Origin of the sequence: Gluconobacter sp. P5E10, assembly GCF_018812145.1 — a bacterium.
Lineage (GTDB): Bacteria > Pseudomonadota > Alphaproteobacteria > Acetobacterales > Acetobacteraceae > Gluconobacter > Gluconobacter cerinus.
Window position 1 is genome coordinate 747465 of sequence record NZ_JACRVZ010000001.1, and the last position, 24057, is coordinate 771521.

16 protein-coding genes are annotated in these 24057 nt (G+C 58.0%); 3 read left to right on the forward strand and 13 right to left on the reverse strand.

Features of this window, described 5'->3' with window-relative positions; genetic code table 11:
- Positions 1-12: 12 nt before the first annotated feature.
- Entirely contained in the window at positions 13-1314 is a 1302-nt protein-coding gene (locus KP707_RS03380) for a citrate synthase (protein WP_211496451.1), read from the reverse strand.
- A 263-nt stretch (positions 1315-1577) separates the two neighbouring features.
- On the opposite strand from KP707_RS03380, the gene KP707_RS03385 reads away from it, so the two are divergent.
- Positions 1578-3323, forward strand: a complete 1746-nt coding sequence (locus KP707_RS03385; RefSeq protein ID WP_249202732.1) for a Hint domain-containing protein — start codon at positions 1578-1580, stop codon at positions 3321-3323.
- An 18-nt stretch (positions 3324-3341) separates the two neighbouring features.
- Here the strand turns inward: KP707_RS03385 and KP707_RS03390 are convergent, their stop codons facing one another.
- From KP707_RS03390 to KP707_RS03440, 11 genes are all read right to left on the reverse strand, one after another.
- Positions 3342-3857 (reverse strand): histidine phosphatase family protein, encoded by a 516-nt coding sequence (locus KP707_RS03390; protein ID WP_211502132.1) that lies wholly within the window; start codon positions 3855-3857, stop codon positions 3342-3344.
- The gene (locus KP707_RS03395; protein WP_046899577.1) at positions 3858-4172 is read right to left on the reverse strand and encodes a chorismate mutase; all 315 of its coding nucleotides are present in this window, start codon (positions 4170-4172) and stop codon (positions 3858-3860) included.
- Positions 4162-4848 carry a metallophosphoesterase gene (locus tag KP707_RS03400; protein ID WP_046899576.1) on the reverse strand — a complete coding sequence of 229 codons (687 nt, stop codon included), beginning with the start codon at positions 4846-4848 and terminating at the stop codon, positions 4162-4164. The genes KP707_RS03395 and KP707_RS03400 overlap by 11 nt, the downstream gene beginning before the upstream one ends.
- 113 nt (positions 4849-4961) lie before the next feature.
- Entirely contained in the window at positions 4962-9485 is a 4524-nt protein-coding gene (locus KP707_RS03405) for an AAA family ATPase (RefSeq protein ID WP_211502133.1), read from the reverse strand.
- Between the two features lie 28 nt (positions 9486-9513).
- A complete protein-coding gene (locus KP707_RS03410) occupies positions 9514-10152 on the reverse strand; it encodes a thioredoxin domain-containing protein (RefSeq protein ID WP_061931762.1) in 639 nt (212 codons plus the stop codon).
- On the reverse strand, positions 10153-10782 hold the full coding sequence (locus tag KP707_RS03415) for a thioredoxin domain-containing protein (RefSeq protein ID WP_086634075.1): 630 nt from the start codon (positions 10780-10782) through the stop codon (positions 10153-10155). It lies immediately after the preceding gene.
- A 58-nt stretch (positions 10783-10840) separates the two neighbouring features.
- The gene (locus KP707_RS03420; RefSeq protein ID WP_064274061.1) at positions 10841-11779 is read right to left on the reverse strand and encodes a hemolysin family protein; all 939 of its coding nucleotides are present in this window, start codon (positions 11777-11779) and stop codon (positions 10841-10843) included.
- The gene (gene ybeY, locus KP707_RS03425) at positions 11776-12264 is read right to left on the reverse strand and encodes an rRNA maturation RNase YbeY (protein WP_211502134.1); all 489 of its coding nucleotides are present in this window, start codon (positions 12262-12264) and stop codon (positions 11776-11778) included. Before ybeY ends, KP707_RS03420 begins: the two co-directional genes overlap by 4 nt.
- Positions 12233-13417 (reverse strand): PhoH family protein, encoded by a 1185-nt coding sequence (locus tag KP707_RS03430; protein WP_046899571.1) that lies wholly within the window; start codon positions 13415-13417, stop codon positions 12233-12235. The genes ybeY and KP707_RS03430 overlap by 32 nt, the downstream gene beginning before the upstream one ends.
- The gene (miaB, locus tag KP707_RS03435) at positions 13411-14820 is read right to left on the reverse strand and encodes a tRNA (N6-isopentenyl adenosine(37)-C2)-methylthiotransferase MiaB (RefSeq protein WP_083956298.1); all 1410 of its coding nucleotides are present in this window, start codon (positions 14818-14820) and stop codon (positions 13411-13413) included. The genes KP707_RS03430 and miaB overlap by 7 nt, the downstream gene beginning before the upstream one ends.
- 241 nt (positions 14821-15061) lie before the next feature.
- The gene (locus tag KP707_RS03440; protein ID WP_211502135.1) at positions 15062-16018 is read right to left on the reverse strand and encodes a 1-acyl-sn-glycerol-3-phosphate acyltransferase; all 957 of its coding nucleotides are present in this window, start codon (positions 16016-16018) and stop codon (positions 15062-15064) included.
- A 215-nt stretch (positions 16019-16233) separates the two neighbouring features.
- Between KP707_RS03440 and KP707_RS03445 the strand changes: the two genes are divergently transcribed.
- On the forward strand, positions 16234-18345 hold the full coding sequence (locus KP707_RS03445; RefSeq protein WP_211502136.1) for a BamA/TamA family outer membrane protein: 2112 nt from the start codon (positions 16234-16236) through the stop codon (positions 18343-18345).
- Positions 18345-22484, forward strand: coding sequence for a translocation/assembly module TamB domain-containing protein (locus tag KP707_RS03450; RefSeq protein ID WP_211502137.1), 4140 nt, complete (start codon positions 18345-18347; stop codon positions 22482-22484). Before KP707_RS03445 ends, KP707_RS03450 begins: the two co-directional genes overlap by 1 nt.
- Here KP707_RS03450 and KP707_RS03455 read toward each other — a convergent pair.
- On the reverse strand, positions 22478-24055 hold the full coding sequence (locus KP707_RS03455; RefSeq protein WP_211502138.1) for a tetratricopeptide repeat protein: 1578 nt from the start codon (positions 24053-24055) through the stop codon (positions 22478-22480). The genes KP707_RS03450 and KP707_RS03455 overlap by 7 nt on opposite strands.
- Positions 24056-24057: the final 2 nt, after the last annotated feature.

Genomic DNA, 24057 nt, shown 5'->3' on the forward strand with positions numbered 1-24057 from the left:
GACAGGGGCCTTTCAGCCCCGGTCACTCATGGAAACAAACTCCCGCTTTGTTTCCCCTACATAAAGCTGGCGAGGGCGCGTAATCCGCCCGGCCGGATCTTCAATCATTTCTTTCCATTGGCTGACCCACCCCACTGTCCGCGCAACCGCGAAGAGAACAGTGAACATGCTTGTCGGAATCCCGAGAGCTTTCAGGATCAGACCTGAGTAGAAATCCACATTCGGATAGAGCTTACGGCTGACGAAATAATCGTCTTCCGTGGCCACTCTTTCCAGTTCCTTGGCAAGGTCGAGCAGCGGATCGCGCTCCAGGCCAAGCTCGGAAATCACTTCATGGCACGTCGCCTGTAGGATTTTCGCGCGAGGATCAAAATTCTTGTAGACGCGATGGCCAAAGCCCATCAGACGAACGCTGGAATTTTTATCTTTAACCTGCTCCAGAAAAGCAGGGATGCCCTCACGTGTTCCGATAGACTGAAGCATGTTCAATGCCGCTTCGTTGGCTCCCCCATGAGCCGGTCCCCAGAGCGCAGCAATGCCGGCAGAGATGCAGGCGTAAGGGTTCGCGCCGGTAGAACCAACAAGTCGAACCGTCGTGGTTGATGCGTTCTGCTCATGATCGGCGTGCAGGAGCAGGATACGGTCCATGGCGCGCGCCAGAACCGGATTGACCCGGTAGTGATTGCCCGGGCGGGCAAAAAGCATGTGCAGGAAATTCTCGGAGAACGACATCTCTTCATCTGGATAGATGAAAGGCTCTCCGATGGAATATTTGTAGGCCCACGCTGCAATCGTCGGCACTTTGGCAATGAGCCTGCGGGCAGAGAGATCCCGGTCTTCTGCCTGTGAAATATCCAGACCATCATGATAAAATGCGGACAGCGCACCAACAGTCCCGCACAGAATAGCCATCGGGTGGGCATCTCGGCGGAAACCGTTGAAAAAATTGCGGATCTGCTCATTGAGCAGCCGGTGGGTGTTCATGTCAGCTTGAAACGCCTGATACTGCGGAGTGGTCGGCAGTTCTCCGTAAAGCAGCAGGTAGGCTGTTTCCGTGAAGCTTGCATTCAGGGCGAGGTCTTCAATGGGATAGCCGCGGTGAAGAAGCGTTCCTGCATCGCCATCAATGAATGTGATCTTGCTGGTGCAGGTTGCCGTTCCCGTCAGGCCCGGATCAAAGGAAAAAATACCCAGATTCTGTTGGATTCCACGCAGGTCTGCGACGTCCGGGCCCATGGTGCCTTTCAGGAGGGGCGCCTGCATGGAAGCGCCGCCAGCATGAAGGGTAGCAGTTTCGGACTTTGGATCGTGCATGGAACAGGCGCCTGTCTGGCAGAGTGACGGAAAGGACTAAAGTCTAGGGTGTAGGGGTTTTCCCTGTCCAGAGACACCATCTGTCAGGCCGTCGATGGCCTCAAAAAAAGCGGAAAAACCTAAAAACCGCCGTGAAACCGCGCGCCTTAAAGTTTTTGTTAATAAAATTGTGTTTTTGAATGCGTTTCGGCTACAACCCGCGCTCTTCACGTCGTCAGGTTTAGAAAACCTTCGATTTTCTTTTCCGTCAAAACAGGATCTTCATGTCTCAGATAGTTTCTTCAGGTCAGGCAATCTCCGGGGGTACCGTCAGCGGAGAGGGTAACATTCTGACCGTTGAAAATGGTGGCTCTATTCAAAGGGTGACCGTTGTGAGCGGTGGTGCTGTTTCTAACGAAGGGGAAGATCGTTTTCTGACCATCAGCAATGGTGGAACCCTGACAGTTGGGTCTGCAGGTAATTCCTACAACGCGACTGTTTTGTCCGGGGGGCTCCAGGCTGTTACGAACGGCGGTCATGCCTACAATGTAGCCGTCAGCAGCGGGGGAATGCAGGTTACGTCTTCGGGCGGTAAGTTGACCCATACACAGCTGAACCCCGGCGCTACCCTCTCGGCTCTGTCTGGCTCGATTGTTGACCATGCTGAAGTTCGCAGTGGAGCGTCGTTCTACGTTGCATCCGGAGCGGTTGCAGATACGACCGTTATTTCGTCGGGCGCTGTCCTGACGCTGCAAAGCGGGGGAATTCTGACCGAGACGATCCTGTCGTCAGGCGGACGGATTGACCTGGATGGACTGAGCTATTCGGACGGGGAAACAGCGACCTTTGTCAGTAGTGGGGGCGCTTATTATCTGAACGTCACTTCTGGTGGAAATGTCGTTTATTCCACGCGGATGCAGGGCGATTACAGCAGCAATGGTGTGACCCTGACGAAAGATGATGACGGTTCAACAATCGCTTCGCTAGGCCCGGTCTGCTTTCTTGGAGGAAGCCTTATCCAGACACCGACTGGTGAGGTCGTTGTTGAAGACCTGCGTGCCGGGGACGAAGTTGTGGTCATCCGGGACGGCACCGAGCAGGTTGAACGTCTGAATTGGGTAGGACGCAAGAAAGCACAGGTTCGTAAAGGGCCCCATCTGGATGAAGCTGGCTATCCGGTCCGCATCTGCAAAGGGGCCGTGTCTGAGCGTGTTCCTCATACAGATCTGCTGTTGACGTCAGAGCATTGCCTTTATCTCAATGGTGTTTTCATTCCAGTGCGTATGCTCGTGAATGGCGGCAGCATTGCCTACGCAACTGACATCACGTCCTATGACTACTACCATGTCGAGACAGCCAACCATGATGTGATTGTGGCAAACGGTCTGACGACAGAGAGCTATCTCGACACAGGAAATCGCAACAGCTTTGCTCAGCCAGGAAGCATTGCTCACTTCTCGACTGTTGCAAAAAGCTGGGAGCACGACGCATCTGCACCACTGGAGACGGATCGGGCAGTCGTAGAGCCTGTCCATGCTCGTTTGGCACAGCGCTCTGAACAGCTTGGCCTGAACGTGGCGTCTGAATCTGAGACCACGGGTGAACATGATCTCCATCTTGAAACACGTTCGGGGCAACATATTGCTCCTATGCGTCAGGTCGGAGGAAGGCTCCTCTTTTCACTTCCGACGGGTGCGCGCACGGTTCGTCTGGTGTCACGCGCGTCTCGGCTGTGTGATTCGGTTGGTCCCTATCTAGATGACCGCCGGATGCTCGGCGTTCTGACGCGAACGATCCGTCTTTGGGATGGAGATGGAATGCAAGACCTTATGGCGCGCCAGCCCGCAGATGCTGAGGGATGGTATCCAGCAGATCCGTCAGGAATCCGTTGGACGAATGGCAATGCTCTTCTCGAACTCGGGGCGCGTTCGGCCACTGACGCCGGTGTTCTGGAAGTCGAAATTCTTGAGGCTGGCCCCTATGTAAAACCTCAGGCCGCTGAAAAACGCATCAGCCTTCTTTGCGCCTGAGCGAGGCTGGTACGCCAGTCAGGGGGTAAGAACCTGACTGGCTCTGACAGTGGAAGGCCGGATATTCATCCAGTCTTCCTGTGTCTGAAAGACAGTTAGGGTTGCCGGCGCGTAACCATGTCTCAGAGCCGCAAAAGTATCGCTTTGGAGAGCCGGCCCAGCAAGGTCGTGAGCCAGTGTTCCTATGGCCGGGTTGTGCCCGATCAGGAGGAGTGTCCTGATATCTTCTGGTGTGGCGTGAATGAAGCCATAAAGCGTGTCGACGTCAGCCCCATAGAGGTTGCTCTCAAGCTGCGGAATAGCCGCGTCTGGAAGAGCAGAGAGCACGCCCTCTGCCGTTTCCCGTGTTCGGCGTGCAGGGCTGCAAAGCACTTGAACAGGCCCTGGTAACTCCAGCTTTGCAAGCTGGGCACCAATTCTGGCCGCCTGTTGATGGCCCATTGGTGTCAGTGGCCGCTCAATATCACCCGATCCTGAATAAAGGTGAGGACCCGCTTCAGCATGCCGCAGAATGAGGAGCAGGCGTTCGGTCATTCAGTGGGTACCGTTGGCTTGGGCAGCGATGGCCTCGTGGTGGCGAATGACCTCACGAATAACAAATGCGAGAAATTTTTCAGCAAAATCAGGGTCCAGATGCGCGTCTCGTGCCAACTGGCGCAGGCGTTCGATTTGCCGGGCTTCCCGATTAGGGTCTGCGGCGGGCAGGCTGGAACGCGCCTTGAGTTCGCCAACAGCCTTGGTGCAGCGGAACCGCTCTGCCAGCATATGAATCAGGGCGGCGTCGATATTGTCGATGCTGGCACGCAGGCGCTCAAGTTCTGCGAGGGCGGAAGAGCTGTCAGAAGTCATTGATATCGATCCATGCAAGGTGGCCGCCTTTTCCTGCGCCCAGATCCGTGAAGACAGCCGTGCCGCCAAGACGCCCCGTCCGGCGCCAGGGGCGTCCGTCAGTCGAGCGGCGGTCATGGCCGACATAGACCGTCATTCCGTCCGGAATGCGGTTGATCCAGGTTAGGCGGCGTTCGGGATATCCGTCCGGCTGCATGCGGCCGGTGGTTTCGCCAAAAAGGGCGCGAGACAGGGGCGCGGACATTTCGCCCAGACCCGGGACTGCGGGTTCTGAGAGCATCGCTGTATGGAAGCCGCCGTGTACGAACAGCGCGCGGCCAAGCTGAAGCCATGTCGGGGCCGCCGCAATGGCGTCATAAGTGCGCTGTTGAAGCCCTTCGTACTCGGGAAGGGCAAATTGGCGCAGCGTTTCTTCAAGCGGTGGGTCTCGCCGCAGACGCCGCCCTTCCAGGGCACGACCGAGCTTCCGATCGTGATTGCCGAGAATGAAGAGGCCACGCTGTGTTTCAAGCAGGTCAAGCATGAGCTCCATCACACCTGCGCTGTCCGGCCCATGATCCACCAGATCCCCGAGCTGGATGATAAAACGTTCCGTCGCTGTCGCGTGACGGAAAGCGTTCAGATCACCGTGCACGTCTCCCACCACACGAAGACCGTGTTCACGGATTCGCGTCATGATTGGGGCGGGGAGAGGTGGTTCGACGAAAATGGGTTCGGTCTTTCAAGGCGTTTTGTCTATCAAAAGGCTTCAACGCCTTAACGTCAATTTTCGATTGAAGAAAAAAGACTTCAGCCTTCGACAAGAGCGGCAGCACGCCCCAGATCAACCGACAATACCCGGCTTACACCACGTTCCTGCATCGTAACACCATAAAGCCTGTCCATATGCGCCATGGTGAGCTGATGATGGGTCACGACAAGGAAGCGCGTACCCGCTTCCTTGGTCATATCGGTCAACAGGGAACAGAAGCGTTCCACGTTGGCGTCATCGAGCGGAGCATCCACTTCATCCAGCACGCAAATTGGCGCAGGGTTACAGCGGAACGTCGCAAAGATGAGAGACAGTGCTGTCAGAGCCTGCTCACCGCCGGAAAGCAGGGAAAGGGTGGAGAGCTTTTTCCCCGGCGGCTGGGCAAAGATTTCCAGACCAGCTTCCAGCGGATCATCACTGCCGACCATACCCAGATGCGCGCGGCCACCCCCGAACATGCGTGAGAACAGCGACTGGAAATGCCGGTCCACTTCCGTGAAGACGGCTAGAAGTCTCTCGCGCCCTTCGCGATTGATGGTTCCGATGCCGCCACGTAGCCGGTTGATGGCGGCCGTGAGTTCTTCATGCTCTCGGGCGATGGTCTCGGCTGTCTGCTTGGCGTCCTGATACTCTGTCTCGGCGCGTAAATTGACGGCCCCCAGATCATCCCGCTCACGGGTAAGGCGGGAGAGCCTACGGCGGGTGGACGTTTCAGCCTGCTCGGACAGGTCAGAGGGATAAACGCCCCCTTCTGGCGGGTCGCTTTCCGTCAACAGACGCTCACGCGCTGCCACGGCCTGTTCAGCGCGTTCTGTGTGGCGGGCAATGGCTTCGCGTGCGGAGGACAGGGCCAGATCAGCTTCTCGACGACGTTCCTGCGCAGCCTGACCAGCCTGATCGGTGGCCTCGTCTTTGGCGCGGGCCTCATCATAGGCCGTCTGGGCCTTCTCAAGATCCAGATCCTGCTGCTTTAGCGCGGCTTCGAGACGAACCGGACTATGGGCTGCTTTGTTCCAAGCATTTTCCAGCGTGTTCCGGCGCTCTTCCAGTTCCGCATGGGATTGAACGGCTTGAGAAATCTGTCCACCAAGATCGGATAGTCGTCCTCTGAGCGCCGCGATGCTCCCGTTCAGGCGCATATCTTCCAACGCAAGATGAGACAGGCTCTCCCGGACCGTCTGAAGCGCCGTGCGGGTTTCTTCCAGTTCTGCCGTTCCTTCTAGTACGTTTTGTTCCAGAAGCGCCGGGTCTGGACGCTCTGCAATGGCAGCGTCCTGGGCCTGATGGTCCTTTGTGAGCTTTTCGACGAGCGCCTTAAGCTCCGCTGCACGTGGAGCAAGTGCCGTGCGCCGGGCGAGGGCTGCTGTTGCAGATTGGTCCAGGGTTTGCAATTCGGCAGAAAAGCGATCCGCTTTCTTGCGGAGATCGCTCGTGGTCTTGCTCGCGGCTTCAAGTTTCTGCCGGGCATCCTGATGCTGCTGACGGGCTACGGCTTCACGGCGCTCCAGATCCGGAAGGTCCGGCCGGTCTGTCGTGGTTCTTGCAGTTTCAAGCTCAGTCTGAAGACCGTCGATGTCCCGCTCCAGCCGCGTCAGAGCGTCTTCCAGTTCCTGAAGGCGTGTCTGTGCTGTCTCATGACGCAGAATGGCCTGATCCAACGTGCGATCAGCCTGTTCAGCCTCTGTCCGGGCTGTCTGGAGATCCCGCGTCAGTGCCAAGAGAGCTGCTCGAGCCTCCTCCACGACCTGAGCCGCCTGTTCAGCCGTATCCGTCAGAGCTGCCGGAGAAGGATGAGCGTCATAATCGGCCGCGGCTTTCTCAGCGTCCGAGCGTGCGCTTTTCGCAGCGGCCTCGGCGTCTGACAAACGACGTTCTGCTTCGTTCCATCGACCTTTGGCCAGCGCAGCCTGCTGTTCGCGTGACGAGAGCTGCGTGCGGGCCTTGCTTAGTTCTGGTTCAAGCCCCGAACGCTCCGATCGCAGACGCTGCACGGTCTGCTCTGCTTCAACTCGAGTGCGCTGGGCGTCCTGAAAAGCATTTTGTGCAGCAGTAAGACCTTTTTCCTGCTCCGTGAGAAGGGCACGAGCCTCCGTTAGGCGCTGTCTCTGCTCCAGACGGGCGGCTCCGGCATCAGGCGCGTCTCCAGAGCGAATGAAACCGTCCCACCTCCACAGAGCGCCATTCCGGCAGACAAGCGCCTGGCCGGGCTGGAGATGCGTTTGAAGAGCGGCACCTCTACCGGGATCATCCAGCAGGAAAACAGCGTCCAGACAGCGTTTAACAGCATCTGGAGCCGCAACCAGAGACGAGAGGGGCGGGCAGGAATCAATCCGTGGGCTGTCTAGTGCTGTGAGAGCAAGCCACCGACGGTCAGCGGCCACGGTTGTGGGTGCAAGCGAGGCATCCAGTCCGTCCGCCAGTGCCGCAGCGACGGCCCGTGCCAGATCCGCCGGAATATCAAGTCGGTCTTCCAACGGATCCGGCTGCGCGGCGACGGCTGCGAGTGTCTGTTCCAGTCCCTCACATTCCGAACGAAGGCGGAGGATCGTGTTTTCTGTGCGGGTCAGAGCCTCACGGGTAGAGCTCTCAGCTTCGGACGCGGAAGAAAGAGCTTTTTCGGCCTCGGAAAGAGCGCCCTGAAGGGCATCCAGTCTCGCTTCCAGACCCGTGACGGCTGCTCTAAGGGCTGCTACGTCAGTGTCCGGTACGAGAGCTTTCGCGGCGGTATCCCGCTCCCGAAGAGTCGTTTCTGCGCGTTGCGCTGCCTGACTGGCGACCTGCTGGGCGTTGTCTTTCGCACGCAGAAGACCCTTATGGCGCTGAACGCCTTCCTCAGCCTTCGCGCGGGCTTCAAGCCATGCCGCATTGGCCTCATCCAGAGCCTGCCGCGCTGCGCGTTCCCGAGCGGAAATATCTTCCAATGTCTGCAGGGTCTTTTCCCGCTGAGCCTGAAGCTCGGCGCGCTGTGCATCCGTCAGTAGAGCAGTGGCCGTCTGCGCATGAGCGGTGCGGTCCTGAGACAGGCGGTCTACCGCCGCCTGAAGGCGACGCTTCAGATCCGCCTCGGTCTTTTCCAAAACAGTCAGGCGTTGCCGTCCGTCTTCGAGTGTACGGCCCTGCAATTCCATTGCCAGACGCGCATCCTGAAGCGTAGCGAGAGCAGCAGCTTCGATCTGTCGGGCGTCTTCAGCCTCATTGATGGCGACATCGACCTGTTGGCGCAGGCTTTCCAGGGCGTCATCGTCCGGCCGATTTTTCTCCAGCGCAGTCAGTTCTGCTTCAAGTGCCTGAAGAGCGCCTGTTTCAGTATCAAGCCGCGTTGTCAGAGCATCCAGAGCGCTTTTTAGCCCATCGCGACGGATCGCTTCTGCGTCTCGCAGACGGACTGCTTCTTCCAGAGACGCTGCCTGCGTGCGCTCAAGTGCTGCGAGGCGGTTCTGCTCTTCGGTGGCTTGAGCGCGCTGTTCAGGAAGCTGGGCGTGTTCCTTTTCCTGCGCTTCCAGATCTGCAAGAGCGGCCGCCTGGGCGGCTTGATCTTGCGAGAGCCGTTCCGTGCTTCGGGTAAAATCTGCTTCCGCCTGCTGGAAGCGCGCCAGTGCTTCGGCCTCTGCTTCTCTTGCACGCGTAACATCGACCCGCGCCGTCTCGGACTGGACTTTCAGGCGCTCTAAAGCACTGCGAAGAAGGTCTGTTTCTTCTCTTGCCTGTGGGGTGGCCTTGCGGGCTTCGAACTCTGCAATGGTCGCATGTTCGGCTTCCTGCTCGGCTTTACGAAGAGCCTCGCGGGCTTTGGCCAGATCATCTTTGCTGCGTTGTACGGCGAGGTTGGCGCGGGCGTGCAGGAGGGCATGAAGCTGAACCTCGGCTTCACGCAGCTTCTCGGAGAGCTCACGATATTTCCGGGCCTGAACGGTCTGCTCTTCGAGGCTGCCGAGCCGCTCTTCAATCTGAAGGCGCAGATCTTCCGCACGGGAGAGGTTAGTTTCGGTCTGACGGAGTTTCAGTTCCGCGTCATGACGGCGGGCATGAAGGCCGGTGATGCCAGCGGCTTCTTCCAGCAGAAGGCGGCGTTCTTCCGGCTTGGCCGCGATAAGCTGGCCAACACGGTTTTGGCTGACGATGGCGGAACTGCGCGCACCGGACGCCAGATCAGCAAAAAGCGTCTGTACGTCACGCGCACGCATGACGCGGCCATTGATACGGTATTCGCTGCCGGAGCCACGCTCTGCACGACGCGTGATTTCGAGGTCTTCAGCATCCTGAAACGGAGCAGGGGCAAGACCCTTCGCGCCGGTCAGATGGAGCGTGACCTGAGCGATGTTCCGGGCGGAACGTGCGCCTGTTCCTGCAAAGATCAGATCGTCCAGCTCGCCGCCCCGGAGGGCCCGGGCGGAGGTCTCACCCATGGCCCAGCGCAGGCCTTCGACGACATTGGATTTGCCGCAGCCGTTTGGGCCGATAATGCCCGTCAGGCCCGGAAGGATGTCAACACGCACCTCATCGGCGAAGCTTTTGAAGCCGCCGATCGTCAGGCGGCTGATCGTCGTGGTGTGCGTTGACATTGGTGTTTATGAAACGCCCTGAAAGAAATCAGGACGCCTTGGCGACCAGATCGGCAAACTTCTCGTAGGTTTCCGGGTCCTGATCGTAGTGCGTGTTGTTGAAGCGGAAATATGGCGTGCCCTGGATGCTATAGGTGTCCGCATCCTTCTGCACCTGATTGAACATGGCCTGCATGAACGCCGTGTCTTCGCTGATGCTTTTGAACTGCGCGGCAGAGACGCCTGCCAGAGCCGACATCTGCTGAAGCCGCTGCATCGGGTCGCCACCCGAAGCGAACGCCCACTGCATCTGGCTGGAAAGCAGCGCGCCAATGAAAGGCACGTAACGGTCTTCTGGCAGGGAACGGGCTACCATTGCGGCGGTCAGGCCGACGCGATCTCCGCAGAAATCATGGAACTGATAGCGGATCTTACCGGTATCAATGAGCTGTTCCTTGATCTTCGGGAATTCTTCCGTTCCGAAATGGGCACAATGCGTGCAGGTCAGGGAAAACCACTCCTGCACCAGCACCTTTGCGTTCGGATTGCCAATGATGCGCGGTCCCATGCGCGGGTCATTGGCAGGCAGGGCCGGCGGCGCATCTGCTGCACGGGCTGCCGTACCAGCAACAGCCAGCGCTGGTGCTGCGGACAGGATGAAACGGCGGGAAATCATGGGACGGGTCATTCAGGAAGCCTTTGCAACTGCTTTGGCGAACGCATCATAGCTGGAGACGACATCCGGTGCCGGAACGTCATTGATGCGGAAATAAGGAGTACCCTGGATCTGAAGAAAAGCACCATCGCGGTCCTGACGGTTCACAATGGCTTCACGCAGGGCATTATCGGCATTGATCTTGTCGAATTCAGCCGCTGAGATGCCAGCAAGGACAGCGCGCTTTTTCAGTTCCTGTATGGGATCGATGTTTTGAGCGAATGCCCACTGATCCTGTGTCCGCAGGAGATCGTCCACAAAAGGGGCGTAGCGATCTGCAGGAAGAGACCGGGCTAGCATTGCGGCCAGAAGCGCGACCTGATCCAAGGGGAAGTCATGATAGCGATACCGGATTTTTCCGGTATCGATCAGGTTGGTCTTGATCTGAGGAAAGATGGTCTGTGCGAAGTGAGCACAGTGAGAACAGGTGAGCGAAAACCACTCATCGACCTGAACCTTGGCATCTGGCGATCCCAGAACGCGCGGACCCATCCGGGGATCAGTCGAGGGAAGTCCATTTTCTTCTGCATGCGCGGAAGAAAATGACGCAACTGCCGCAAGGGCAGGCCCGGCAACGAGAAATGCACGACGGCCAAGGGTCATGGACAAGGCTCCACTACGGACAAGATGTCCTACTCACAACGCTGATCTGGCTCAGACGTCAAGACCCGCGTTCGTCGTCCTGCTGTCCCGTATCGGGCAGGGGCTTCTTTTCCCAGCCTTCCGGCACCCGCATCCGCAAGGCTCGAATATGGCGCGCATCCGCATCCAGAACGCGGAATTCCAGCCCGCTCTCATGGGTCAGAACTTCGTCTTTTGCTGGCACATGCTCTGCCAGGCGGAAGACAAGTCCACCAACCGTCTCGATCTCGGCTTCGCGCTCAGCATCCGTGAGAACAGCCCCCAGCCGCTCTTCAAGCTGACGGACGGGCAGACGGGCATCAATATCGAAAGAGCCATCCGCGCGTTCGACCCAGGGGGTCGTTACAGGGTCGTCGTGTTCGTCCGAGATATCACCCACAATCGTCTCGATCAGATCTTCGATCGTGACGAGGCCATCGATGCTGCCGTATTCGTCAATGACAAGGGCCATGTGCATTCGGCGCTGACGCATCTGTAGCAGCAGATCAAGCACCGGAATGGTCGGAGCAATCATCAGCGGCTGACGAAGAAGCGGGCGGATGTCGAATGCCTCAGGGTCATCAACATAAGCCACCAGATCCTTCACATGGATCATGCCCGCGATATCGTCGAGCTGGCCGCGATAGACCGGCATACGGGAATGGTTTTCCCGACGCATGTGATCCAGGGCATCGTTGAAGGAGATGCTCTCTGACATGGCAATGATATCTGCGCGGGGGATCATCACGTCATCTGCCGTGATGTCTCGCAAGCGCAGGACATTCATGATGAGGGCACGTTCCTGCCTGTCCAGTTCCGGCTCATCTCCCGTCTCTTCGAAAGGCTGGGCGGCTTCGTGGACAAGTGTAGCGATGGACTCGCGTAAACCCTGATCACGGTTGCGGCGGCCAAACAGTCCGAACAATCCGCGGGAATTCTTTCTACCGTCGTCTGAACGGTCAGTAATGTCTTCGCTCATGCCCGTCTTCCTGCCTGTCGCCATGGATCGCCAAAACCAAGCTGGCGCATCGTGCGGGTTTCAACCCCTTCCATGTCCCGGGCTTCGCCGGGAAGATAATGATCGTATCCTGCAAGATGCAGGGCCCCATGAACCACGAGGTGGGACAGATGAGCGCGAATGCTGCGATGGGCAGCATCCGCTTCTTTCCGGACTGTCTCGTAACCCAGAATGATATCTCCGCCGTGAAGGGGAGAGACCGGCTCGAACGTCAGAACGTTCGTGGGTTTGTTCTTGTTGCGGAAGCGGGCATTGAGCCGCTTTACGATCCGATCTGTCGAGAGAAGAATCGACGGAGCAGGAGACCGGCTGAAATCCGGGCCACCCTGACGGGCGACGGCGGTAAGCGCACGATGGATCGTGCGCTCTGTATCAGAGACCGAGGAGCGCCATCTGGCGTCCTCGATGATGATGTCAGTACCGGCGTGACGACTTGGAGGTTCCATTGTTATCCCGGCGCGGCCGATCCCGGAAATTATCCAGGGGGGCAGGCGCTTTCTGTTCATAGGCATCGACGATACGGGCGACCAGCGGATGGCGCACCACATCAACGGATGTAAAGCGAGTGATGCCGATTCCCTTGATACCTTCCAGGGTCTCGACGGCTTCCCTTAGCCCAGATGATACCCCGTTGGGCAGATCAATCTGACTAAGGTCACCTGTAACAGCCATGCGTGTGCCTTCACCCATGCGGGTCAGGAACATCTTCATCTGGGCTGGGGTCGTGTTCTGGGCTTCATCCAGAATGACGAAAGAGTGGGCGAGCGTTCTGCCGCGCATGAAAGCCAAGGGCGCAACTTCGATCTCGCCCGTGCCCATCCGTCTCACGACCTGGTCACCCGGCATCATGTCATTCAGGGCATCGTAAAGCGGGCGAAGATAGGGGTCGATTTTTTCCCGCATATCGCCGGGCAGGAAGCCCAGACGCTCGCCTGCTTCAACAGCCGGGCGGGAAAGAATGATCCGGTCCACCTGTCCGGCAAGAAGCATGGCAACGCCCTGAGCAACAGCCAGATAGGTTTTGCCGGTTCCGGCAGGGCCAATTCCGAAAACCAGATCAGTCCGACCCAGCATTTCCATATATGCGGCCTGCCCATGAGACCGCGGAGCAATCACGCCGCGCTTGGTGCGAATGGCCGGGAGATCGGTCAGAGGAGCAGACGTCGGAGAGGTCTGGAAATTTTGAGGGGCAGGTTTGTGCTGACCTGCTTCTCGACGAGGCTGTTGCTGCCTGGAAGGTGGGGCTGGCGGAACAGCAGCGCGTTGGCGTTCGTGATGCCGTGTAGGCAGCGCAGTCATCCGGATCACACCATCAACCTGCGAGCTGTCGATGGTGCCGCCCTGTTCGAGCTGATTGTACAGCGCAACGATAGCCGCCTGAGCGCGGCCTACGGCATCCGTTTCGCCTGAAATGGCGATTTTGTTGCCGCGGCATGAAAGCCTGACATTGAACCCCTCCTCAAGCTGGACGAGGTGCCTGTCATGATCTCCCAGAAGTCTCTGAAGGAGAATATTGTCATTGAAGCGCAATGCGACGGTGCGATTGCCTTCGGTACCACCAGGGGCGGCGACGGAGCGCGTCGGGGGTGTTGTCAGCAAGCGGAGGCTGTCTCCCGGATGAGGGTTCCACCAAGTGAGTTGGTCATGCGAGTGGTGATGGCGACCTTGGCGATGGTGCCAATCAAATGGTCCGGCCCTTCGAAATGAACGGGCTGGAGATACGGAGACCGGCCGGAGAGCTGTCCTGGCTTGCGGCCTTTCCCCGTAATGAGAATATCCTGAACCGTGCCGACCATGTCTGCATTGAACGCATCCTGCTGTTCACGCAGAAGGGCCTGAAGCTCTGCCAGCCGACGGGTCTTCACGTCTTCGGCCACCTGAAAAGGCTGGCCAGCGGCTGGGGTGCCGGGACGGGGGGAATATGTGAAGCTGTAGGCCATGGCGAAGCCAATATCGCGGACAAGCTGCATTGTCGCTTCAAAGTCTTCTTCTGTCTCACCGGGATGCCCCACGATAAAATCAGAAGACAGTGCCAAGTCCGGACGAGCTTCCCTCAGCCGACGGACACTCTCGCGATATTCATCCGCCGTGTGGCCGCGGTTCATGGCTTTCAGGATGCGGTCCGAACCACTTTGAACCGGCAGATGGAGGAAAGGCATCAGGGCACGGTTATCACGGTGCGCGTCAATGAGGCTCTGGTCCACATCGCGCGGGTGTGAAGTCATGTACCTGATGCGATCCAGCCCATCCAACTGGCCCAGCTCGGCAGCCAGCTCAGCCAGTGTTGCGCTTCCGCCCTGGCCATTATCACCGTGATAGGCGTTGACGTTCTGGCCCAGCAGGGTGATTTCCCGAACGCCTGCAGCAACCATCCGGCGGGCTTCTGCCATGACCGATGCAACGGGGCGGCTGGTTTCCGCGCCTCGCGTGTAAGGAACAACGCAGAAGGAGCAAAATTTATCGCAGCCTTCCTGAATGGTCAGAAAGGCAGTGAGATTGCCTGAGGATTGCGGCGCAGCTTCGGCGGGCAGGAAGTCAAACTTCTGCTCGGCAGGGAAGTCTGTTTCAATGACAGCGCCACCAGCGCGTGCGGCCCGAGCCACCATTTCCGGAAGGCGATGGTACGTCTGAGGCCCAAGCACCAGATCGACGTACGGCGCACGGCGAAGGATTTCTTCTCCTTCGGCCTGTGCCACACATCCAGCGACAGCAATGATGCTGCGATCCTGACCATTCTCAATGCGTTCATCACGAATTTTGCGCAGCCGTCCAAGCTCGGAGAAAACCTTTTCCGTAGCCCGTTCGCGGATATGACAGGTGTTGAGAATCACCATGTCAGCAGCCTCAGGCGTGTCGACAGGGCCATATCCCAGAGGGCGTAGAACATCGGCCATGCGCGCGCTGTCATAGACGTTCATCTGACAGCCCCATGTAATGACATGCAGGCCATGACGGGCACGTTCGGCAGGGGCGGGCGCGGAGGCGGAAGTCTCGGTGGTCAAGGTTTCAATCCGGGGCTGGCAATATCAGGCACACACATCAGGGCTGCGGGCAGCGGGGTCAAGCCCATCCTGACAGAGGAAAGGTCAAACATGAGACTGGACCGGCATGTCAGACTGGCCTGAAGCGGCATCACCATCTCCGGATGGACGCTGAATTGCTCCCATCAATGAAACTGAAAGTGACGCGGCGCTCGCCTGCAAGTCAAGACAAACCTTGGGTTGGTCCAAAGATAACTCGGGCTCAGTTCTGGTCGTCAGGAACAAGTCCCTGTCTGAGCTTTGCCGCGCCCTCGCTGACGGCCTTGAATGTGGCGTTTGCCAGCTCTTTCCGGGAACGGAAATTTTCCGGGTCTAGTGGTGGATGGAGCAGAATTGTGGCCCGCATCGAGCGCCATTGGCAGAAAGACCACAGGTGAGGCGTCAGATCCATGTCTCCGTACCAGGAGAAAACGGATCGGCGACTGCGGCCAACTGGCAGCCCTTCCAGGCGATCATAAACGATAGACACAGGCTGGACGAGCGTTGGTGGAGGCTTTGGCATGCCAGCCTGATCAAGCCGTCCAGGCTTTGCGACGGCAAAAAACGAGGACAGAAAGGGCAGAACACGGGAGCCGTCCGTCGATGTTCCTTCAGGGAACAGAACGATGTCATCTCCATTCCAGAGATGTTCGGTCATTTCCTGTAGCTCTTTGCCAGTATTCTGCCTGTTGCGGCTTACAAATATTGTTCTGCCCAGCCGTGAGATGGTGCCGATCAATGGCCAGGAGCCAACTTCACCTTTCGCAACAAAAACAGTGTGAAGCGTGCCGCCAACAACAGGGATATCCAGCCACGAGCAATGGTTCGCGACATAAATAATAGGACGTTCTCCGCGCTGGACGTCCTTGGCGTTCAGGATTTTTCCGGCTCTCGTGCCGACGATGCGGATCTGCAAGCCGAGAATACGGCTGATCATGCGCCAGAAGATCCGAGGCACCCGAATCTTGCCGGAGCCAGGAAGGCGAATGAGTACGAACTGGATGATAGAGACCCAGAATGCCCAGATCAGAACAGCTGCAAGCCTTGCCACACAGGCAGTGCGGCTGAAAGCAGAGAACTGGGTCGTTGCCTGTTCGACCGGAAAATTGACACTTTCGTCAATGATCGGTCGGTTATGGCGACGGCGGCCGAGTGGTGGCTGAGCATCAGGATGGGGCATGGGTGCTGAGTGATAAGGATTTCAGGCGCTGGAGACAATCTCGTTTGTCTTACGAACATTGTATACCTGCCTCGAAAGGTCTTTCTGTCATGGACTTGACAGTGCGTCGTGGGGTACTGCCACAAGGGTATGCGGCCACATCCGATCGGTTCGCTTTTCGTGGTTCGGCCTCTTCGGGGTCGATCATTTCTCAAAACGGATTATCAGGACCTCCGGTGAAGTCACGCGGTCGCTCATCTGCTGTTTCCCTTTCTCTTGCCATTGGGGCAATGGCAGTCTGCTGCCATGCGCCCAGGGCCAAGGCAGATACGGCGCCTGTCGCCGGCGAAACTGCTGAACAGGCTGTTCCCTACAAGGTCACGATACAGCCAACGAAAAATGCTGATCTTGATGCCGCTGTAAATGCGTCCTCCCAGCTGCAATCGCTTCAGAATACGCATGCCGTCGGGCCCTATGCCCTCGCTGGCCGTATCCGGTCAGATTATGACCGTGTGGACACGGCACTGCAGTCTCAGGGGTATTATGCCGGGACGGTTACAATTCTTATCAAGGCAGGAGCACGAGAGTTAGACGGACGTGATCCGGCCGTGCCGGACGTGCTGAACACTCTTCCCAAAGACGCCAAAGTCACCATCACGATTTCCGTCACCAAGGGGAACCAGTTCCGCCTTGGGAAAATTATCCTGACGACACCGCCACCGAAAATAGAGCCTCAACCTGACGTTTCTGGCGCTCCGAAAACAGCGCCATCCCCCAAAGGAAGTGCGGCCCCCGTCTCGAGTAAAGCTCAGACGGCCGACAAAATGGGGGCGGTTGATACCTCCGGGCAGGCCGCGGGGCAGGGAGTACCGGTCGAGCTTACATCTGATGAACAGAAGGCCTTTAAGCTCAAGGCGGGCCAGCCTGCGATTGCTTCGGACGTTCTGGCTGCCCAGGGCAACCTGCTGACCCAGTTGCAGGAAGAGGGTTACGCCGTCGCGGATGTCTCTACGCCGCTGGCCTATCTCCAGCCACATGATGAGACCCTTGATATCGTTTTTCGTGTCGGGAAAGGGCCGAAGGTTGTCATCGGTCCAATCGGGATGGATGACCTCAAGCGTGTGCATCAGTCCTTTCTGCGGCGGCGTCTGACGATCCGGGAAGGGCAGCTTTACCAGCCCTCCAAGATTGAAGCGGCCCGTCAGGATCTGGCAGCAGTCGGCGTGTTTTCTTCCGTTCAGGTGCATAACGCGCCGCCCATCATCACACTTCCCGCAAGCCAGACGCTTATGCCTGGCGTTCTTCAGGCCATGCCGGTCAATTTCAGCTTCAAGGAAGCAAAAAGACGCACTGTTGCGGTGCAGGCAGGCTATTCGACAGATCTCGGTGGGCGTGCCGGTGCAACCTGGACGCACCATAATTTGCTGGGCAATGCAGAGCAGCTCAAGCTCACAGCTCTTATTACGGGTCTTGGAGGATCAGCGCAGCAGGGGCTGGGCTATGATGTCTACGCGGACTTCAGCAAACCGGACTTCCTGCATAAGAACCAAAACCTGAGTCTGCGTGTCGAAGCTATTCGTCAGCTTCTGTACTCCTATCATCAGACCGCCTTCCTCATCCGTGGTGGCATCGGACGTCGTCTCGGCAAGTTCTGGTATGTGTCCGGCGGCCTGATGGGCATGCAGGAGCAGATCCAGCAGTTCGGCGATACACGAAGCTACTTCATCGTATCGGCGCCTCTCAGTGCGGCCTACGATAGCACTCAGCTGGAAAATCCGATTGACCCGGCCACACATGGCGTTCGGGCCTCTCTGTCTGCCACACCTTCTGTGTCGCTGGAGAACGGAACATCGTTCTTCACACTACTGTCCGCGCAGGTCTCTACATATTTCGATCTGGCCAAGATCGGCCTGACGAAGCCGGGCAAGAGCGTTATCGCGGTTCGTGGAACTGTTGGGTCTGTGCAGGGCGCATCGACGTATCAGATCCCGCCAGATCAACGGCTCTATGCGGGTGGACCGGCTACAGTGCGTGGCTTCCGATATCAGGGTGTAGGCCCGCAATATGGTCACACGAAATATGCGATCGGTGGCACCTCACTGGATGCCGGGACAGTTGAGTTCAGGCAGAGACTGCCCATGAACCTCGGTCTGGCAGGCTTCGTGGACGCCGGACAGGTCGGCACAGGTTCCCGCCCCGGGCAGGGAACACTTCGCGTGGGTTATGGCGGAGGGGTGCGCTATTTCACTCCTATCGGGCCAATTCGTGTCGATGTCGCGCTGCCGATGAACAGACCGGCCTACGGCGATAAATGGGAACTGTATATTGGTCTTGGAGAGACGTTCTGATGCGCGCCCGCAGGATTATTCTCTGGATCGTCTCTCTCGTCATTGGCGTTCCTCTCGGGCTGGTTGTTCTGGCGCTGGTTGTCGTTCTTGTCGGGATCAATATCGGTCCGGGCCAACGCTTGATTGAACAGAAGGTCAGTCCACTCACGGGTGGAATGGTGCAGATCTTCGGTCTGTCCGGTGCGCTTCCGCAGCATTTGAAGCTTGCCCGGCTAGCAGTGAAGGACAGCAAGGGCGTCTGGCTCGAACTGGATAATTTTGAACTTCGCTGGTCGCCCCTGTCCCTTGTGGGCATGGATGCGCACGTCAAGGTTCTGAGCGCTGAGCGCCTCGCTCTTCTGCGCAAACCAATTTCTGACACAACGGTAGAGACGACTGAAACCCAAGCCAGTTCCAGCCCATCAAAGCTGAATATTCAGGTTGATCTGGATGTCCTGAAAGTCAGTCGGATCGAAATTGGTCCTGATTTCACGGGCAAGGCAACGCTATTCAGCCTGAACGGTCACGCTCATATTGCGTCTATCGCGCCATTCCTGAATGGCGTGACGATGCAGACATTGCCCAAGATGGACATTGCCCTGCAACTGGCCCGTCTGGATGCGGCCGGGGGACTTACGCTTTCAGCCCAGACGCCGAAAGATCGTTTGGCTCTCGCCGTTACCTTCAAGGAAGGTGTCAACGGCTTTGCAACCACACTCGGACAGCTTCCGCAGCTTGATCCTGTGGACATGCATCTGAACCTTGCAGGCCCTCGCACGGCGGCGGCCCTTGATTTCGGCCTGAGTGCTGGACCGATCACGGCATCTTCAACAGGGCAGATCAATCTCTACACCAACATCGCAAACCTGCACGTCAAGGCCAATGCCCCTGCGATGACGTTGAAGCCGGGCATTGGCTGGAATGCGATTGCCCTGAACACGGATCTACATGGTCCGCTCAAGGCTCCTGCCGGACAGGGACTGCTGGATATTGATGCTCTGACTGCGGGTGGCGCATCCATCGGCCATCTGCACGCGACGTTCGATGGCACGGAAGCCGCAAAGCCAGAAGATACCGTTGCACATCTGCAAGCCGCTCTGGATGGCCTGCGGATTCCCGGAAGCCAGCCAACGCTTCTGGCTTCGGCGCCTCTGACACTGGATGTGACGGCTCATCCTCTGGCAGCGACACTTCCGGTTGTCGCCAGGATTGACCATCCTTTGATGCACGTCGCAGCCAATGTTGATGTGAAGCCGGCGTCCAAAGGCCATGTGACACTGGCGCTGCCAGATCTGCATCCTCTTGCTGCGATCGGAAGTACGGATCTGAGTGGTAGCGCGGCCCTTGCGGCTGATTTCGCCATGCCAGTGACCGATCATGATGATCTGACACTCGAGAGCTCAGGCACGATCTCAGTTACGGGCGGTCAGCCACAGGCTCTCCATCTGATTGGCAAGGATGGTCATCTGGCGCTTCAGCTTAGCAAGTCACCCGCCAATGTTCTGACGGTGAAGAGTTTTGGTCTGGACGGTCAGGCGCTTCATCTTCTGGTGTCTGCCGTTGTTGATTTGGCGCATGGCAACACGATGCAAACCAAAGCAACGGTTGCTCTTCCTGATCTGCGGCAGGCCAGCCCAGCACTTCTGGGCAGCATGACCCTGACGGCAACGGCCGATGGCCCTACCGATGACCTGGCTGTCAAAGCAGGGCTCGAGGGTGAGTTCGGCACCAAGGATGTCGCCAAGGGCCCAGTCGCGCTGGATGCTGATTTCCAGCATTTGCCCGGCCGACCACAAGGTACCCTTACGGCACATGGAACACTGGATCATGCCCCGCTGGCGCTGGATACGGCTGTTCAGAAAACGGATGACGGTGCTTTCCATCTCGATCTGAACAAATTGAGCTGGAACAGCCTGACGGGGCAGGGGAAACTCCGCCTCCCGAATGGCGCGAAAGTGCCGCTGGGCGATCTGGACGTCAGCATAAAAAATCTTTCGGATTTCCAGCGACTGATTGGGCAGGCCATCAAAGGTCATCTGGCGCTGGCCATCCATACGACTGAACCGCAGGGCACGCCACCGCAGGTCAAGCTGGGACTGGACGGTGCACTCGCCATGGCTCAGGCCAGTGTGCAGGCTCTCAATCTAAAAGGAACGATTTCCAACCCGATTGACGATCCCGCTCCAGATCTGACACTGGATCTAACGGGTGTTCGCTCTCAGGACATCACCGGCAAGGCTCATGCCACAGTCAAAGGTCCTCAGTCCGCCATGGCTGTGACCCTGAATGGCGCCTTTCAGAACGTCATGGGTTCTCCGGCCAACGTGGATGCGGCGGTTCTGCTCAACCTGCCCAAAAAGACGGTGCGCGTGGACCGTCTGACGGCCATGGCCAAGGAAGAGTATATCCGGCTGGGTGGCCCTGCGAATGTCTCTTTCGGAGATATCATGGGGGTCGATCATCTGCGGGCGACACTGGCTCCGCAGGGTGTTGCGCCTGCAACGATTGATATTGCCGGGTCCATCAAACCTCGTCTGGCTCTGACGGCGACAGTTGACCGACTGACGCCTGCCATAGCCAAGCCTTTTGCCCCCGAACTTGCTGCCAGTGGTATCATTTCAGCAAAGGCCAATCTGGCGGGAACGATTGACGCTCCTACCGGGGCTGTCGCGCTGACGGCGCATGGCTTGAAAATGCAGACCGGTCCCGCAGCATCACTGCCAGCAGCTGAGATTCTGGCCAATATCGGTCTGGCCGGAAAAACGGCTAAAGTTGATGTGACGCTTGGAGCCGGGCCGAAAGTTGCCTTGGCTGTTCGAGGAACAGCGCCTCTTTCCAAAGAAGGAGCGATTGCACTGGCCACAACAGGTCATGTCGATCTTTCCGTTGCCAATGGCGTGCTCGGTGCGAGTGGAATGGCAACGAAAGGGCAGGTTGGCATCAATCTGAGCGTTGCTGGCACGGCCAGTCAGCCACGGGCGACGGGGCGTGTAGAGCTCCAGAACGTTTCATTTGACCACTATGCACAGGGCGTTCGTCTGACGGACATCAATGGCGCCGTTGTCGCTTCGGGCGATAGCCTCACGCTGGAGCATATTCTGGCTCACGCGGGGCCGGGAACGATCGCACTTGACGGTACGGTTGGAATTTTCCGTCCCGGTCTACCGGTGGACATCAAGGTTATTTCCGACAAGGCCCGCCCTGTCTCAAGTGATCTTGTAACAGCCGTCATCAACACGGACCTGCACATCCACGGTCAGGCCACAACGCGTGTGGATGTGGATGGGAAGATTGTCCTGCCAAGCGTGACAGTCAATATTCCGAACTCGATGCCAGCATCGGTCGCGCAGCTTGACGTAGTCCGGCCGGGGCAGAAAGCGCCTGACAATACCAGCAGCCTCATTATTGGGCTGGGGATCGATGTGATTTCGCCGGGACAGTTTGTGGTCCAGGGGCATGGCCTGGATGCGGAAATGCAGGGCCGCTTGCATGTACGCGGCACGAGTAGTGCCCCGTCCATTACAGGGGGTTTCGATCTCAAGCGGGGCAACTTCAATCTGGCCGGAATTAATCTGAACTTCACACATGGTCGCGTCGCGTTCAATGGAACCGGCGTCAATCACAAGCTGGACCCGACACTTGATTTCCGCGCGGACCGTAATGCCAAGGGAACGCTCGCGAGCCTTCTTGTCACGGGTTATGCCAGTGCGCCGAAAATTGACTTCTCGTCTGTACCAACTCAGCCTCGCGATGAAGTCATGGCCATTCTGCTGTTTGGAACGGATGCCCATTCACTTTCCACGACGCAGCTTGCAGAGCTTGCTGCCGCCGTCGCACAGCTTGCCGGCGGGTCATCATTCGATCCACTTGGAAAGGTGCGGAATGCCCTCGGCCTGGACCGACTGGCTGTCGGTGGCGGTGGTGGCGTTGATAACGGTGGGACCAGCGTTGAAGCGGGCAAATACGTCATGAAGGGCGTGTATGTCGGCGCAAAACAGGCTACCTCTGGCTCCGGTACGCAGGCTCAAGTCCAGATTGATCTGACCAAGCGGCTGAAGCTCAATACGACAGTCGGGACGGGCGGCCAGGTGACAGGCTTTACCACGCCCGAGAACGATCCCGGCTCAAGTGTGGGTCTGTCTTACGGATTTGATTACTGAGCGTGAACGGCGTCTTCCAGAAGGGCCTTCACGCGGGTCACGACGTCCGACCATTCCCGGAAACGGGTCTGGCGGACGATCCGCATCTGTGGATACCAAGGACTGTCTTCGCGCTCGTGAAGCCAACGCCAGCAGTTGTTGAAACGGTCCATCATGATGACCGGTTTGCCTAACGCTCCAGCCAGATGAACCATGGACGTATCCACGGAGATAATCAGATCAAGGCAGGACACCAGGGCAGCTGTGTCGTCCATGTCCAGACACTGGGGCATGAAGTCCACCAGCGGGGCCGGGAAATCCAGGCGTTGAAGCGCTGCGTCATCTTTCTGCAGGGAGTAGAACGTAACGCCTTCTACATTCGCGAGGGGTGCCAGCGCCGCAAGAGGCATTGACCGCTGACGGTCCACCATCTGCGCGCCAGTGTTTTCCGGGCGTGCGCCACCGGCCCAGACCAGACCAACACGCAGGTTACGATCCGCCTTCAGGGATTTCTTCCACTGAGACGCCTTGCCAGGGTCAGCCCTCAGATAAGGCACGGGAGCGCCCATGGCGTCAGGTGTGGCCGAGAATGCGCGGGGAAGACTGATGAAGGGGCAGTGATAGTCAAAAGCAGGGGCCTCGCCGCCATGCTGAACAACGGCTACCCCTTCAACGCGACGGCACAGATCTGCCAGTGTTGAAGATCCCCAGATGTGCACAACTGCACCTGTTCGTGCCAGCGCAGGGATGTATCGAAGATACATCAACGTATCACCCAATCCTTCCTCTTGCGTGACGAGCACGCACTTGCACTGAAGATTGAGAGTCGGGGAAATGTTGGGCAGGAGGGTGTCTTTGGGCAGGTTGGTGTGCCCGGGGACGCCAAAGCGCCACTCATGTTCTGTCCATCCTTGCGCCATTCGACCGCTTTTGAGCATGGCAATGGAATGGTTCAGTCGCAGGGCTGGTTCGTATGGAGCGAGCGGAATGGTCTCTCGATAGACGTTAGCTGATTCTTCCAGCCTGCCGATGTTGTTAAGGATTGCAGCGGTATTGCAGCCGATCTTCCAATCTTCCGGATGCTGGCGGCGCAGGTCATCCATAATGGACAACGCTTCGTCAAACCGGCCCTGTTCCGTCAGGTTCATGACGAGAAGATTAAGGGTATTTTTATCGTTAGGGCGTCTTTGCAGGCTCTCGCGGAAGGCGACATCTGCTTCATCGAAGCGCCCCGTATGCATCAGAATGGTGCCGTAGGCATCCAGAAGGCGTGTGTCTTGCGGGGAGAGGCGACGGCACTCCTTGATAAGCAGGAGCAGATCAGCCCGGCGACGGAGGGAGGCTGCTTCCTCAATGAGGGCAGTGATGGCATGGCCGCCGAAAGGCTTGCTCGCGGATTCAAGCTCTATTGCAGCCTGCGCGTACTGAGCGGAACGGAAAAAAGCACGCCCCTTCACCAGATGAACGGCGTCACTCGGGGGGAGTGGCCGCAGAATGTCCAGTGCCTGTTTCGGATTGCCTGCCTGTATGGCGTTTTCAGCGCGGGTGAGGGCCTCACCGTCTGTCGTAGAAGTACTTTGGCTAGCCGTCACAG